Here is a 15,322-nt window from a genome sequence, read left to right as displayed (position 1 = left end):
AACGCCTTTTAACCCTAGCGCAACTTAATCCTTTTGCTAGCAGGGATATTTTAATTTCCTGATGCAGGTAATACCGGCTCTGGTCAGCCTCTCACGCTGTCGTCAACAGGACGACTTACAGATTATTCTCACAACATTCATGCGCCTGAGCGCCTCTTAACAGCAGCAAATACTGAGCAAAGCGGATTTCTCAGAGGCTAAAAACCATTATATTTCTGACAGTTAAAGACATATAACCACTTGTTCCTGAGCACCCATTGCACTACTAAAAAGTCACAAGACTTGGGCAAGGCGCTTATATTACAGTGCCGTACACACAGACCGATACAGGCCGCTGACAATGTAACAAAGACTAAGTCATTCCTTTTTTATTTAATTTTTACAAACAATTGGCAAATTGAGCGTTTATGGCTAAGACTTGTTACTGTGTTGGACTAGCATCGCGCCTGTGCAGGTATGGGCGGTCATTCAGTTGATAGTTTGGTGTTTTAATACTGGGGAACTCGGTTATGCATTGGTTTAAAAACCTACCACTGTTTTACAAAATAAGTTTGATTGTTGCTCTGTCTGTCTCCGTGTTCACTGCTAACCTGCTCATCAATTTCTTTGCCTTTCAGAACACTCAAAAAGAGCTCGTACTGCTAGAACGGCAAATTTACAAAACGGTTCAACTGTCCACAATTAACAGTGTTCTCATCCGCCGGGCAGATGAGCTGTTCAGCCAGGCCGTCTCGTTTGCCGATAACGATGTCATGAATCAAGCCTTGCAAACGGTGCAAGATCTGAAAGCCAACCTCGATGAACTGCGCGTATTAGATGTTGACAACAGTACACTGATCAAAAACCAGCTCGAAGTCATTGCCGAATACAAAACACTGTCTGAGCGGCTCGCACAAGGCATGATCAATGACACCATTGATTTCAGTACACTTCCTACGCTTGCGAAACAAAAATCAGACCTGTTTGAAAAAGCTGAAAACGGCCTGACGGCCTACCAAAAAAGTGTCGACGAGTTGTTTCAAAGTACCATAAGAAAAGCATATGAAAGCGGTAATGACGGTTTGTGGCTATCAATCCAGTCAGGCGTGGTGCTGACGATTCTGCTGGTAATTGTGGCACTGTCTGTTGCTCGCAATATCAGCTTCACTGCCAATGAATTACGGAGCTCGTTAAGTGAACTTGCAGATGGGCATGGTGACTTAAATCAGCGTATTGAAGTACTAGGTGACGATGAGCTAGGCCGCACAGCGCTCAACTTCAATAAATTTATGGATACACTCACCACTGCTATCAATGGGGTTATGTCCGTTTCACAACCACTCCTTGATACCTCAGAGAAGCTGGTACACAGCACTGAAAAAGTAAGAAGAGTGACAGATCAGCAATCAGCCCAGGCAGCGCAAACACAACAGTCGATTAATGAACTCATTCAATCCATCGACAGCATCAGCGACTCTGCATCTGCGGCGAACACCGCTGCGCATGAAACCGAGCAAGAAGCACACAATGGCCTTTCAGCGGTAACCGATACCATAGCTAATTCGAAAGAGCTAAACCAACAGATTGGCGAAGCGGCCGAGGCGGTCAATGATCTCGCTAAAGGCACCGGCAATGTCTCATCCATTTTGGACGTGATTAGTTCAATCGCTGAGCAAACTAACCTGCTTGCGCTTAATGCTGCCATCGAGGCTGCCCGGGCAGGTGAACAAGGCCGGGGTTTTGCGGTGGTTGCTGATGAAGTGCGTACGCTGGCCTCGCGCACTGGTGATGCCACGACAGAAATACGCACAATGCTCGACTCACTGCAAAATGCTGCTGAGCGCAGCGTTAAAATGATGAGCCAGGCGGATGAACAGGCAAGCAGTAATGAATCCAGAGCGCTAAAAGCCGGGCAGGCATTAGAAGAGATCCAAAGTAAAATCGCCAATATTACGCTAATGAACAATCAAATTGCGTCTGCAACAGAACAACAGAGCTCTGTGGCAGCTCAGGTTGCCGATACGATTGAAAAAATGAATGAAGGACAGAAACAGGTTAACGCATCCTTCAGCGACCTCGATGATGTTTCTCACAGACTGCATCAGGCTTCTGATCGGTTAGTGTCAGCGACCAGTCAGTTCAAACTCTAGATTTGGCGTGCCAAATTGTGTCTTTCCCGGGCTCTTCAGCCCGGTCGAAGGCATGTGTCTAAAGCTTCCTGGCTTCCTTCACAAAGCCCACGAAACTGCTCACATTTTATGCAAAAAACCTTTCTTTTTTGCATATATAACTATACTTAGCAGTGCCAACAACACGAGTTTAGCGGAGCTATCCATGAAACTAAAATATACTCTCTTGGTCACAGCGTTAGCATCAACGACACTTCATGCCGAGGTCAACATATCTGGGTTCGCCAGTATGACAGGTGGCCAGGTGTTAAGTGGTTCGGGTGTCCCTCAGTTCGGTCTGGAACCTACTTTTCTGGCTGACTATCCCATCGTGAGCGCCTATAAAGAGGACTTATCCTTTTCGCCTGAATCCCTGATTGGTTTGCAGATCAGCAGCGACCTGGGTGAAGGTTTAAGCGTCACGGGTCAAATTGTCGCCAGGGGTGCCAATGATTACGATGCAGAGTTTGAATGGGCCTATGCCTCATACGAAATAAACGACAATTGGACATTTCAGGTCGGTAAAAAGCGTTTACCTTTGTTTTATTACTCTGATTTTTATGATGTAGGGTACGCATATGTGTGGATGCGGGCCCCGGCCGACAACTATACCTGGCAGATATTTAACTATGAAGGTGCCAATCTGTTGTACAGCGGGGCAATCGGAGATTGGGGCATTTCTGCTAACGTATATACAGGGCGCGAAGACGACACAGAAAATAAACTCTTGTCTGAGTTCTTCTTCCAAACCCCTACCCGGGAGATTTGGGAAGATATTTTAGGCGGTGTGGTACAACTCAGCTATGACTGGCTTGAGTTGCGAGTCACTCACATGCGCTATACGAACAAGCGTTTTCGCAATGGTGAACCTGAGCTTTGGAATGGTAAAGACAGCCGGGATGGCAAATTTTATGGTCTGGCCGCCAATGCAGATTTTGGCAATGTCTTTATCTTAACTGAGTTTAACCGGCTGGACCTAGATGGTGACTTAGATACTTACATGATCAGTGCTGGTTACCGATTCGACACCATCACCCCATACATTATGTATTCCAACTTTGAACAAAAAGATGGAGACGATCCGGAGAAGCATGACACTCGTGCCGTTGGGGTTAGATGGGACTTCCATCCTTCCGCAGCCTTCAAAGTACAATATGACAAAGTCGAAGATGATTCGACTGCACTGGCAGTAGCAGGCGACAGTGAATCTCTCACTTTTGGTATTGATTTGGTTTTTTAGGGGAAATGACATGAGAAATTTAATATACGCAGTGCTATTGTCGTCGGCTTTTAATGCTTATGCTGGCGTATCCGTGATTGTTCACCCCAGCAACGGCAGTAGCTTTGATACCTCAACAATCAACCGTATTTTTACTGGCAAAGAGAAATCTTTTTCCAATGGGAATAAAGCGATCCCGGTGTCACAAGAGCCGGGTAACCCGATCACCGATGAGTTTAATAGCAAAGCACTCAATAAGTCTTCTGCTCAGCTCAAGGCATATTGGTCTAAACTTATCTTTACAGGTAAAGGCACACCACCTAAGGAAGTTTCTAATGACGCAGAAGTCATCAAAATGGTTTCTGCAAACCCGGATACAATTGGCTTTGTCTCTTCCGATTCGGTCACTGATGCTGTGAAAGTAGTGCAACAGTTTTAACAGCTTTGAGGGTGCTTTTATATCAGTCTGAAGCCGGTTCATCTGAACCGGCTTTCATGTTGCAATTCCGGCATTAAACAACAGTGAATTATTCCTACCTTATTCGCCCTGAACCTGAAAGGTTATCTCTTGCGTCTCTAACGAGAAGACTTTCCCGTTATCCAATTCTATCCTGATGTAAAAAGTCATGTTTACAGGATACTCAGGTCCTGTATTTAACACCAGGTTGCGTGTAAAGCCTGCGTTCAACGCCTCTCCATCGCGACCGTATTGCAAAAACTCATCCACTGTGAAAAACGTTTTCGTGTCGTTATGATAGGAATAATACCTGTTGAGTGCGTCATCATAAGTCACCGAAAATAATGCATTCAGATTGCTCCCGGAGGGGTATTGCTGACTAAAATCCATTGCTGAAGTGATATCCAATGATACAATACTTTCTTCTGTCTGAGGGGGCATCGGCGACAAAGCATAGGCTTTAGAGATCAACTGAAACGGTGTAAATGTGTCAAACCCGGACGCCAATTTTACCGACTCTGTTTGCGTATCGAGGCCAAATACGATATCCCGATAAGTGACAGGTTCATTCACCTGATAAGGTGTATCTCGATTGTACTCAGGATCGTCTGCATCTTGCTCGACCAGTCGATTATAGATGCTCACTTCAAACCCCTGAGTGACTATCTTAGTGCTTTTTACATTCGGTTTCGGTGGCTTTACAGGCCCTGTTATACCATACGTGGGCTCACTGTTGCCTGAACCACAGCCAAGCAGAATACCCGATAGTATGAGTGCTATGAATGTGCGTTTCTTCATTATTTTTCCTTAAACGAGCTCTACGCTGCATTCTATCTGGGTGTATAATAGTGACCAACCAGTTGCGTGTTATTTAATGTTACCTTTTGTCTCATTACGCAATAGGCAAAGTGGGCCTGATACAAAAGCAGTTCAGGCCCTTAAGTTGATTACTTACACTCCCCAATTACTTTCCACACTGCCCAGCGGCTTGAGTTATCAGCCGGAACTTGATTACGTGTCCACCATTTTGCCTGATACAGCTTTCCGTTATAGCTCACCTGATCACCAGCGGTATATACTGTGCCAGCAGACCAGTCACGAGTCCGACAGCCAGGTGCCTTCGTTTTGATGCTAATTTGGTGTGTGGCTGAACGCGTTTGCAAGCCGCTCTTATCGCTGGCCACGGCATACAACTCGTAGGTCCCTGCCTCGCTCAGAGTCGTCGACGCACTGAAAGGCTCAAGATTGCTGCTTGCGACTTGTTTGCCGTTAATGAAATATCGGACCTGAGCCAAATCACCATCTTTATCCGACGCTTGAACCTGAAGCATAATTGGCTGCTCAGGGGCAAACTGACTACCATTTTTGGGGCTGGTTAAAACCACCTCAGGTGCATTTACCTCACCCTGACTTGGTGTCACTTTAATAGCCCGTGTGACAACATGAGAGCGCGCACCGTCATCATCCACTGCAACCGCACTCAAGGTGTATTCGCCAGCTTGCTGAGCATTAAAATTAAACGTGTAAGGTGCTCGGGTAAGCTCAGTCAATAGCTGGCCATTCACGCTGATCAGCACCTCTTTCACTTCACCATCCTGATCGATTGCGCTTAGTGCCACCGCTACCCGGCTACCTTCTGTGACTTCGCGGTTGTTCTCAGGTGACAAGAAGATCAGTTCAGGTGCCTGGTTTGGCTGCTCCTGAGTCTGGCTACACTCAACGCCGCGCTGCCATACTCCCCAGGAACCCGAGTTATGCGCAGGACTTTGACCACGATTCCACCATTTAGCGGTGTATTCATAGCCATCAAAGGCAGCTTTATTGCCCTGCACATAGACCTGACTTTCTTGCCATTGGGGTGTCTGACATTGGCTCGGGTCGATTAACGTAAACCGCACCGGCTCAGAATTCACGCGCAAGCCTTCATTGTCTTCTACTATCGCACTCAGTTGATACGTCCCGGTTTGATCGCTTTGCCAGCGCACCTCAAAAGGTGCCTCGGTTAATGTCTGATATTGCTCACCGTTCACCATAAAGGTCACTTTAGCAACTTCACCATAGTCATCTTGCGCATCAGCACTGAAAGTCAGCGCTGAGTTAATCTTAAAACGACTGCCCTCTTCCGGGTTAGTTATGGTGATTTCAGGGGCTTTATTTTCTGTGCAGGCAAACACGCCGACCTGTTTGAATGCCGCGCCAACCTCCTTGATATCGTAACCCAGTTCCTCAGCCGCATCCGTTACACCGCAAGCCAGCGACTCAAAATTACCGTTATACACCCAGTAGTGTTTATTTGCATGCAACATCACCTCATAGGCTTTTTTTACGCCCCAACCGGGTGTGGTAGACAGCAGATAAAAAGCTTTGTTGAATACCCCTGAACTATAATGAACGTCGAGCCCTATGGTGTAGTCATCCGCATGACCAATAGATTTGCCGTCTTTGGTTGGATCATCCATATAGCGCAGCGCTGTGCGGTTTTTGAAAATGCTGGCACCGATTAACCAATCCACTTCACAATTGCCATCGGCGTCCTGATTCAGAAAACACTCCAATGCCTCCGACGTCATGTCTGAAAACGCCTCGTTCACCCCACCTGACATGCTGCTGTAAACCAGCTTTGAGTTTTGCGAAGTCACACCATGGGCAATTTCATGGGCGACCACGCCCAGCGATGTGAAGGGATATACGCCATAACGAGACAAGTTGCCATCACCAAACGTCACTTCTTTGCCATTCCAGAACGCGTTGAGATAATTTTCGCGGTAGTGCACCCGCATCACCAAATCGCCTTCCAGTGCTCGGCTGCTGTACCAGTCATCAAACATCTCCAGCGTCGCTTTACCATAGTACATGGCATCATTGAGCGGAGAATAGGCACCATTGACTGACTTATGCTGGTTCTCATGGCAATCAAACACGAAGGTCTCGGTATTGCTGATGTCATGTTCCATATCGATCACGCGAATGTCATCATGCGCCAGCGCACAGCGTCCGTCGTCACGCTCAGTCGCATAAAACTTAGGCTTATCCTCGCCGTAGTAATGGCGGCCGATTTTCTCATTGCCGCCGGGGCCTGTGCCAATTTTTCCATGGGTCAGAGTCTCAACATGACTCAGGATCTCGGCACTGTGTGCATCAATGAAAAACTCCGGTCTGCTGGGGGCGTGCTCTGTCTCAGCAAAGAAAGTGATCATATATGCCAATCTAAAGCCATTCTGGTATGGATAAACCACCAGTTCAACCTGCTCATCATGAGTGAGCAATAGATCCGGAATACTGTCCTTTGCACTACTCAGTGCTTGTGCTTCATCAATTGACGCAACAATTGAATCCAGCCTGGGAGCCGGTACCACTGAACCACTGATCCCAGTGATATCCCCTTCCGGTGAAAACCACACACTAAACAAGTTTTGTGCATCATGGTGAGTTACAATTTCCCCTCCGTGTACGCGGACCCCTTGATAATACTGGCTACGACGAAGGTGTTTGCCATCTTTGCTGCGACTGTGGGTTTTAAAATCAAAACCCGGCTGCGTGCCTGCCTGACGAGATTGGAAAAAACGCGTTGATTGTTGCAATTGTTCAATGAGCTGTGACTCAAGTTGCTGATCGCTATGAATGCTCACTGGTGCTGTGCTGGCTGCGGCACCAAACACGCTCATCGCACCGAGAAAAGACGCTATGGGTGATAATTTGTACATGATTATACTCTTATTATTCGTTGTTTTTATTTGTTGGAAGCGCATCCCTGCGCTAATCGGGTTATCCATAACAGCAGGTTAATTTATAGCTTGCGCCACACACCGTTAGTGCCTGGCGTCTGACCTCGAGTCCACCAGCGTGCCTGCCAGGTTTCTCCGCCGTGTGTAACTTTGTCTCCGCCGGTATAAACCAGGTCACTACGCCAGGCTCGCACTTTGCCGTCGTCTGGGATGATTTCCTGCCACACGCCCCCGTTGGAAGGCGCCGCCCCCTGTGTCCACCAGCGAGCGCGATATTCAACGCCTTTGTAAAACACCTTGTCACCGCCTACATACACTTTGCTGGCATCCCAGGTGGTTTTGCCATCGCCAGGCATCGGATCAGGCGTATCAGCCAGGTTTTTCACGGTGACGTTAAACTGACGCTGCACTTCGTGGACGCCATCACTGACGGTCACAGTGCCGGTCACAGTCTGTGTTTTTTCCACTTCAGAGGCGTTCAGAGTGACAGATGCGCCCTGGCCGCTGATGGTATGACCCGGCACATGCCAACGATAACTCAGTGCTTTACCTTCCGGATCAGTGGCACCCACAGTCAGCGTTTTGCTGGACTTTTCATCCAGGCTAATACTTGCTATATCTCCAACAACGGGGGCTTTATTTTCAACCACCGGCGCTTTAACCAGTACTTTGACCTGTCGCTGTACCTTGTTCACCCCATCGGAAACCTGCAAGTTAACCGTATACACCGCATCCTGAGTGACATTCGGCGCCGTTACGATAACGCTGTCATCCTCACTTTGCAGATTCAGTTGAGCATCACCAGACCAACGATAAGTCAGCGCTTTGCCTTCGGGATCGCGCGCATCAGCAGTCAGAATAAAGATGTCACCCGCCGCCAGCGTCAGGTTAGTCGGCATAGTAACTACTGGTGCTTTGTTCACTGGTACCGGCTCAGTCACTTTCCCGGCCAATCCTTCGTGCATCGCATTGAGAATATCACCGTTATCCGCATCAATTTCCCAGGCAAACAAACCACCCAGATTGTGTTCACGGACATATTGCCCCTTTGCTCTGACGGAACGCGGGCTGTCATAGGTCACAAGTGTGCCTGTATCGCGGTTCCAAACATAAGCCGCTTCGGCTGTGGTGTCATAACCCACTTCAAAGCCATTAATGCCCTGCTCATCACGGCCAATCATGTGTGCCTTGAGCCCTTTATAGTCAATGACACCGGCTTCCCAAACGCCCTGTGACGTGCTGCCACGCAACTTACCGTTGGCCGGCGCGGTCATCGGGTTATCTGCAATTTGGGCATTGTTCGGATAAACACCTTCCCAGCCACGTCCGTACATGGCTGCACCAACTACCAGCTTTTCACTGGGCACACCTTGCTTAAGTAATAACTGAATTGCATTATCCAGGGTATAAGCAGGACCTTTTCTTGCCTCCCCTTGCTCATCTAACCCGGTACCCTGACATTCATCTGAACTCAGGTGTGAACCACAATATATGCCCGTCTGATGACCAGTTTCATTGTTCCAGCCACCGTAAAAGTCATAGGTCATGGCAAAGATGTAATCCATGTACTGCGCAGCATCGCGATAATCCACATCTTCGATTTTGTCCCATCCAGTGCCAATGGCTGATGTCAGTTCATAGTCGCGACCCGTCTGGGCTTCCAGCTCATCCAACATCACTCTGAGCTCTTTCATCAGCAACACATAGGTTTCACCATCCGTGCTTGCGCCTAAGTCCGTGTGGGCACCATCACCGCCCGGGAATTCCCAGTCTATATCTACACCATCATAGAATTTCCAGGTCGTCAGAAACTCGCGCATTGACCTGACAAAGGTGTCGCGATTCGCTTTGTCGGTAAAGTCAAAGAAGGGATCGGATAAAGTCCAGCCCCCCACCGAAGGTAAGATCTTCAGGTCCGGGTTACGCTGTTTAAGCGCCATTAATTGCGCGTAGGTACCGCGAATTGGATCTTTACTGCTGATCCCCGGCAGGGCTTTTTGCACCGCAGCCCAGGGGTCGTGGATCACCACTTCATAGTCTTCAGAGCTGCCACACGCCAACTTCAACGCGCGCAGACTATTGCCATTTTCAATTTCTGCCAGCGAGTCATTCGGCCCACAAATAGGAATGAAGCCATACAACAGGTGAGTCAGGTTATCCGCCGGGAGCTGGGTTACATCAAAGTTGCGGCCGTATATGCCCCACTCGACAAAATAGGCACCCACCACGGTATTGGGGTCGGTGTCATATTGCTTGTTATTGGGGTTGACGTTCAGCTTGAGTGGTTCCAGGTGTCCACCATCGGTATCAGCAATTACGATGGGCTTACTGGCAGAGGTGGCGCAACCCGACGCATCACACAATGCAATGCGCAATTCATGCCGCCCTGATTTATGATAAGGGAAACGGATCACCCCACTGGTGGTGCCTTTCGCCAGCTGCCCTTCATTAACCACCTCGTCATCAAAGTACACTTTGTAACTGTCACCCCCTTTGCCCGACCAGGCATTCCATTCGATGGCGATATCGACCACCTCTTTGGCCTGGATCAGCTGTTTGTAGGAGCCTCTGCCGTAAATGTTGACGTCAACAAAGGAGTAGTTTTGCGGTTTCCAGTTGATGCTCGGGGTTGATGGTGCGGCGACAGCTGTCGCTACAGATATAGCTGATGCGACCGCAGCCGCACTGATCAAATAGTTAAACATGTTTTTTCCTCTTGAATTGTTATAGTTTTTTCCACACATTGTGCTTGCCTGGTTGCTGCCCTCTGGTCCACCAACGGGCCTGATAACGTTGACCCTGGTAACGCACAACGGCACCACCCGCGTAAGCCACTGAGGCTTGCCATTGGTCTTGAGGTTCAGAAGGTGATGCTATGCGCTCCCAGGCATGGCTGCTGTCTGGCCGCTGTCCGCGAACCCACCACTTGGCCCGGTATTGACTCCCGTTAAAGCTGACAATGTCTCCACCGGTATAAACCTTATCCGTCTGCCAGGCGTCACTATCGGGTGGTGTTGGAGTGGTATCCTGATTAGTCACCGCAATAACCACATTGACAGAGGTGCTTAGCTGTCCGTCGGAGACGGTGACCTTGCCACTAAACTGCGTGTCTTTATCAACCTGTGGGGCCGTGACCGTGATGGTTGAGCCTCTGCCGGTGTGCTCGATTTGAGCCGGTAGCTGCCAGTCGAAATGCAGTGTGCTTTGCTGATCATCGAAAGCATGCACATGCAAATGAGCGCTTTGCCCTTCCTGTACGGTCAATATTGCTGGGGTGTGTACCGTAGGTGGTGTATTCGCAGGTTTAGCCACCACACTGAGATTGAAGCTATGCGTCTGATCAGTAACAAAAACCTGATTACTCGCCAGACTGGTTGCATCAAAGTGAATGTTGCCATTCTCATCCCGCACGCCAATACGGATCAGCGAAGCAAACGCCTCATTGAGCTGAGTCGCAAAATACTCAGGCCAGTTGTTGTGATGAGCCTCAGTAATAGTGAGCTTTTCCTGGATCAACTCTTTACCGTTGGTGTCGAACACGCGCACCCAAACTGTATCGCCAACATGCGCTTGCTGCCCCTGACGCAGATAGTACCCGGCGCTATACCAGCTTTGTGGTGGCTGAGGTTCTGATCCCCTGACAATGGTAATGTCACTACAGTTGTAAAAACCTTCTCCGACTACATCGTCCCGCTGCCAGCGACTGTACAGGATCGCATCCCCCGAAAAGCGCTCGGGAATGGCGACTGTCATCTCGTAGTAACGTTTACCGTCGGGTGCCATAAAAAAGTCGATATTGCCATGGCTTTGTACCAGTTCGAGATCAGCCCAGCTAAGTGCTTTGTTTTTAAAATCAACACCCGGCTTGGTCAGATAAAACTGCCAAAAACTGGGGTTGTGTGGCGTTGTCGCCCGATAACGAATTTTAACTTTTCCCTGACTGTCGACCGTTACTGGAGTTGTCTGCCAGTCTTTTGAGGGTAAACCCATGCCCGCTTTGTTTTTATCGCCGGCATGACACAAAGTGCCATCAGGAATATTCGCCTCAACCGCGCTTTGATCGTTAAAATGTGCCGTATTGGCAGCGAATTCATGTTTTTGAATAAACTGTACATGGCCGGATTTCAAAAATGCGGCGCGGCAGGCTGCATTGGGGATCTTGGAACCATCTTTTGGCCACCAGAATCCGCCCTGCTCCTGACAAATCGCCTGACGAGCCTTGGGAAAGTCCATATAGCCGTGCGCTAATGCCTGATTGGCAGCAGCCAAGGTCATCCCCACGGCAAAAGCCGACAGGGTTTTATTATATTTCATAGGGATATCTCCTGCGGTGGCAGTGATGCCACCGCTATTTGTTGAGGATTACAGCGAGCAAACCTGCTGCCAGGCACCACCATTGGATGGCGTGGCATTGGTCCACCATTTGGCTTTGTAAACGTAGCCGTTGTGGATCAGCATATCGCCACCAAGCGCATGGCTTGGTGTGCCGGCCCAGTTGGTGCGCGGCCACTGTGGGTAATGATTGATATTATTCAGCTCAACCCCCTCGCAAAGCGTGCCGGATGGTGGATTACCACCGGATGTGTCGTCTGACTTTTTCGCTACAGGCAACTGAGGATATTCGCTACTGAAGGCGTATTGTTTGCCGTCTTTTTCGATGACAAAGTTAACGGGCCCCGTGATCGGCATGTAGTACATAACCTGAGCGTTGACAGTCTCGCCTGGTTTAAACGACTCCAGCTGACCGCCCCACTCGTTTTTCAGGGTAATTGAGAAACGATGGAATGCGTTGTCAAAGCCACCAATGTTGTTACCGCGTGTATTGCTGGCATCATGCTCTACTTTCATGCCCAGCTTTTTGCGAGCATTCCAGTTGGACTTAAAGATCGCAGAGGTTGAGACCGGCACATTGAAGCTGATTGTCGCCCCGCTCAGGTCCAGCTCAGAGTGGTTGGTGAACGCGAATGTGGGTCTGATTGGGTAATTCTGATCGCCAACCGGGAAATCTTTGGCGTTAAAACGGATATCAACCGCTGACTCAGGCACAACAAATTCTGCATCACCCTGCACCGTGGCGTAGTCTGTGCCATTTTGATTAAAAGTGTTGTAGGCGAGACTGGTCATAGTCGAGCCCATGAAGTACTCACCTTTATCTGCATGGTAGTCAAAGTCGCCGGCCAGCTCCCAGAACATCACGCCACCCAGGCCTTTTTCAAGCACATAATTAAGCTTGGTTTGCATGGATTCAGTATCTTCCATCGACAAGAAGACTTTTTTCTGTGCATTGTACAACCAGGGAGCGACAGCGATGTCATCGTAATGCCGCACATAGTCGCCTCGCATCACATCATCCGGATCTGTAGCAGGCGTCAGGCCATAGTCAGCCAGATAACTTGGATTGATACCATGTTGCAGGTTTTTGGCGTGCCATAAAGGGTTCGACCCGGCAGCGACTTCCTGACCATTTTCTATGTCATGCCACAGGTTGTCGATGCCAATGGCACCATTACCACATTTGTTCTTCTCACCAATCCCTGTTCCTTTCGGACAGGCATTTTGATCAGGCAGTGGCGCTCGACCCCAAAGACCATTTTCACCACCACGCACATCTTTAAATCCACGGGTGTAATAGGGAATACCTATGTTGATCCGCCCGGCTGGTAATGCACCTCTGAAATAATTCACGGCCCAGTCTGTGTTGAGGTAGCCAATTCCACCAAACTCCTTGGTACCGTATACATTCCAGGTTTTCAGTTCAGTGTCTTTACCGGTATCATACAAAGGCGCGTTGTGGCCAACATGGTCATTCCAGGCACCGTGCAGGTCGTAACTCATGATGTTCACAAAATCCAGGTACTGTGCAGTCTGAAACGTTTCCATGCCTCTTAACAGGTAACCCGAAGAAGGAGACGCTATGGTCAGCATGTAATGCTTACCATCCTGCTCACCCGCTTTGTCCAGCGCTTCACGCAAAGATTTCATCAGCACCTGATAAGACTTATTCAGGCCAGCACGGCGCTGGTTACTGATGTCAAAATCTTCAGGGTGACCCGAATCTTTCATTGACGACGGATATTCGTAGTCGATGTCCAGACCATCAAACCCGTACTGACGTAAGAAAGCCACAGAGCTGGCAACAAACGCTTGTATCCCTTCATGATTCACACTGCCGTCGGCATGGGTGGTCATGGTGTAAAACCCACCACTGTTAACGCGCGTCCCGGTTTCATCGAAGTAACCGCCTGTTTCAGCCCAGCCGCCCACAGAAATCATCGTTTTAACGTGCGGATACTGCTTTTTGTAACGGTTTAACAAGTTAAAATGCCCGGTATAAGGCAGACTTGGGTCCATTTCAGCACCCGCCTCGCCCGGCCAGGTCATATTGGTCGCAGCGTTGCCTTCAGCTTTTGGGTCACCAATACTCAGTTCGTTCTGACTGTTTACATGGGCAAAGGCATAGTTAATATGGGTGATCTTGTCCCAGGGGATATCATTAACCAGATAGCTTGGCTGGTTATTTTTACCATGGCGCCAGCTGGTAAAGTAACCAATCACGCGTCGCGGATGATCAGCGCCCATTTTCTCCCGGCCTTCGCTATCGTACACATCACAATAAGCACTGGTTACGCCGGGTGTGCGATATAAACCGGCAGGCAAACAATCCAACTGACTGGTTTTATCGTCACCCGGCGCTTTCACAATAAAAGTACGCGTGATGGTTTCTGACACCAGGCCATGCTCGTCCGTTGCCTGCAAAGAGAACTCATGACGCCCGGCCGATGCAGCTGACCACTCGTAGTGTGCTTGCGCAAGATCAGTACGTTTGATCTCTTGACCATTCAACGTCAACACCTGAGTTAAGCGGTCATTTTCTTTGTCGTGACTTCGCAGTGTCAACCGGACCTGGCTACCCACTTCCAGTTCATTGGGCAATTCAGCTGTGAGGCGTGAGACAGGTGCGGTATTTTTTTCTTCCGGCGGCAATGCTGCTACCTGAACAGTACGCTTTGCTGATACCGACTTTGCACCATCGTCATCAATCGCAACAGCATGGAAAATGTGATCCCCGACGCGTGCCTTCCAGTTGAGTACGTATGGGGCCTCGTCCAGTACTTTCACCAAAGCGTCATTGTGATACACAGAAACCTGTCTGACGATGCCATCGCTGTCATGTGCACTGAAAACGAACTGAAGCTTTTCGCCTTCCGTCACGCTCATATCACTACCCGGCTGCTCCATGTCAATCACTGGTGATTGATTAGGTTGCTCGCCTCCCTGGCAATCACCCAGTTTACGCCACTCCTGCCATTGGCCAGAGCGAAGCTTAGGTGATGAACGGTTCCACCAATTTGCCCGATAAGCTATGTTATCTTGTTGCACCTGCTGGCCAGATGTATACACCTGTCCTGCCTGCCACTGAGGTATCTCACTACAATCCACCGCCGCACTCGCGTGGTGTGCCATTAATGCCAGCGCTATTGCGCTAAGCTTAACGGTTGGCTTTTTTATGTTAACTAGTTGCATAAATGCATCCTCACTTGTTTTTATTTTTAACCTGACATCAATAGAACTTCATTACATCTCTATCTCAGATGCAGGCGGATGAAGTTTATCGAGACAAAAAAACATAACAAGTAACTAGTCAACAATAATAATCTAGTACATTTTTACTGTTAAAAACACAACTACATCGATAAAAATTCGCACCATGCATATGATAAATATAAAGATTATTTATTTGTTGCATATTTATGAATGGCGAGGTATTTGGAAG

At 48.7% G+C, this 15,322-nt stretch carries 8 protein-coding genes; 3 read left to right on the top strand and 5 right to left on the bottom strand.

All coding sequences use genetic code 11. The annotated features are described in order from the left end of the window. The first annotated feature begins 509 nt into the window (after nucleotides 1–509). The 3 genes from QNM19_RS05325 (at nucleotide 510) to QNM19_RS05315 (ending at nucleotide 3,805) form a co-directional block, all read left to right on the top strand. Nucleotides 510–2,129: a methyl-accepting chemotaxis protein gene (locus QNM19_RS05325; RefSeq protein WP_235412632.1), complete on the top strand. Its 1,620-nt coding sequence runs from the start codon at nucleotides 510–512 to the stop codon at nucleotides 2,127–2,129. Between the two features lie 184 nt (nucleotides 2,130–2,313). Next, on the top strand, nucleotides 2,314–3,387 hold the full coding sequence (locus QNM19_RS05320; protein WP_284026444.1) for a porin: 1,074 nt from the start codon (nucleotides 2,314–2,316) through the stop codon (nucleotides 3,385–3,387). Between the two features lie 10 nt (nucleotides 3,388–3,397). Then, nucleotides 3,398–3,805: a type 2 periplasmic-binding domain-containing protein gene (locus tag QNM19_RS05315; RefSeq protein ID WP_010386095.1), complete on the top strand. Its 408-nt coding sequence runs from the start codon at nucleotides 3,398–3,400 to the stop codon at nucleotides 3,803–3,805. A gap of 99 nt (nucleotides 3,806–3,904) precedes the next feature. Here the strand turns inward: QNM19_RS05315 and QNM19_RS05310 are convergent, their stop codons facing one another. From QNM19_RS05310 to QNM19_RS05290, 5 genes are all read right to left on the bottom strand, one after another. Continuing rightward, nucleotides 3,905–4,621, bottom strand: coding sequence for a hypothetical protein (locus tag QNM19_RS05310; RefSeq protein ID WP_049866389.1), 717 nt, complete (start codon nucleotides 4,619–4,621; stop codon nucleotides 3,905–3,907). A gap of 149 nt (nucleotides 4,622–4,770) precedes the next feature. Further along, complete coding sequence (locus tag QNM19_RS05305; RefSeq protein ID WP_284026443.1) at nucleotides 4,771–7,527, bottom strand: Ig-like domain-containing protein; 2,757 nt, start codon at nucleotides 7,525–7,527, stop codon at nucleotides 4,771–4,773. 83 nt (nucleotides 7,528–7,610) lie between these two features. Next, a complete protein-coding gene (locus QNM19_RS05300; RefSeq protein ID WP_284026442.1) occupies nucleotides 7,611–10,253 on the bottom strand; it encodes a glycosyl hydrolase family 18 protein in 2,643 nt (880 codons plus the stop codon). A 19-nt stretch (nucleotides 10,254–10,272) separates the two neighbouring features. Beyond that, nucleotides 10,273–11,862, bottom strand: a complete 1,590-nt coding sequence (locus tag QNM19_RS05295) for a lytic polysaccharide monooxygenase (RefSeq protein ID WP_284026441.1) — start codon at nucleotides 11,860–11,862, stop codon at nucleotides 10,273–10,275. Between the two features lie 48 nt (nucleotides 11,863–11,910). Continuing rightward, on the bottom strand, nucleotides 11,911–15,072 hold the full coding sequence (locus tag QNM19_RS05290; RefSeq protein WP_284026440.1) for a glycosyl hydrolase family 18 protein: 3,162 nt from the start codon (nucleotides 15,070–15,072) through the stop codon (nucleotides 11,911–11,913). Nucleotides 15,073–15,322 lie beyond the last annotated feature (250 nt).

The sequence above is a fragment of the Pseudoalteromonas ardens genome, from assembly GCF_030125445.1.
GTDB classification, from domain to species: Bacteria; Pseudomonadota; Gammaproteobacteria; order Enterobacterales; family Alteromonadaceae; genus Pseudoalteromonas; species Pseudoalteromonas ardens.
Note: the sequence above shows the minus strand (reverse complement) of the source record. Positions and strands in the feature narration are given on the sequence as shown.

Bases quoted from the DNA above. Each gene is read 5' to 3' on its own strand.
- QNM19_RS05310 (WP_049866389.1), bottom strand. From the start codon at position 4,621: ATGAAGAAACGCACATTCATAGCACTCATACTATCGGGTATTCTGCTT.
- QNM19_RS05305 (WP_284026443.1), bottom strand. From the start codon at position 7,527: ATGTACAAATTATCACCCATAGCGTCTTTTCTCGGTGCGATGAGCGTG.
- QNM19_RS05325 (WP_235412632.1), top strand. From the start codon at position 510: ATGCATTGGTTTAAAAACCTACCACTGTTTTACAAAATAAGTTTGATT.
- QNM19_RS05290 (WP_284026440.1), bottom strand. From the start codon at position 15,072: ATGCAACTAGTTAACATAAAAAAGCCAACCGTTAAGCTTAGCGCAATA.
- QNM19_RS05300 (WP_284026442.1), bottom strand. From the start codon at position 10,253: ATGTTTAACTATTTGATCAGTGCGGCTGCGGTCGCATCAGCTATATCT.
- QNM19_RS05315 (WP_010386095.1), top strand. From the start codon at position 3,398: ATGAGAAATTTAATATACGCAGTGCTATTGTCGTCGGCTTTTAATGCT.
- QNM19_RS05295 (WP_284026441.1), bottom strand. From the start codon at position 11,862: ATGAAATATAATAAAACCCTGTCGGCTTTTGCCGTGGGGATGACCTTG.
- QNM19_RS05320 (WP_284026444.1), top strand. From the start codon at position 2,314: ATGAAACTAAAATATACTCTCTTGGTCACAGCGTTAGCATCAACGACA.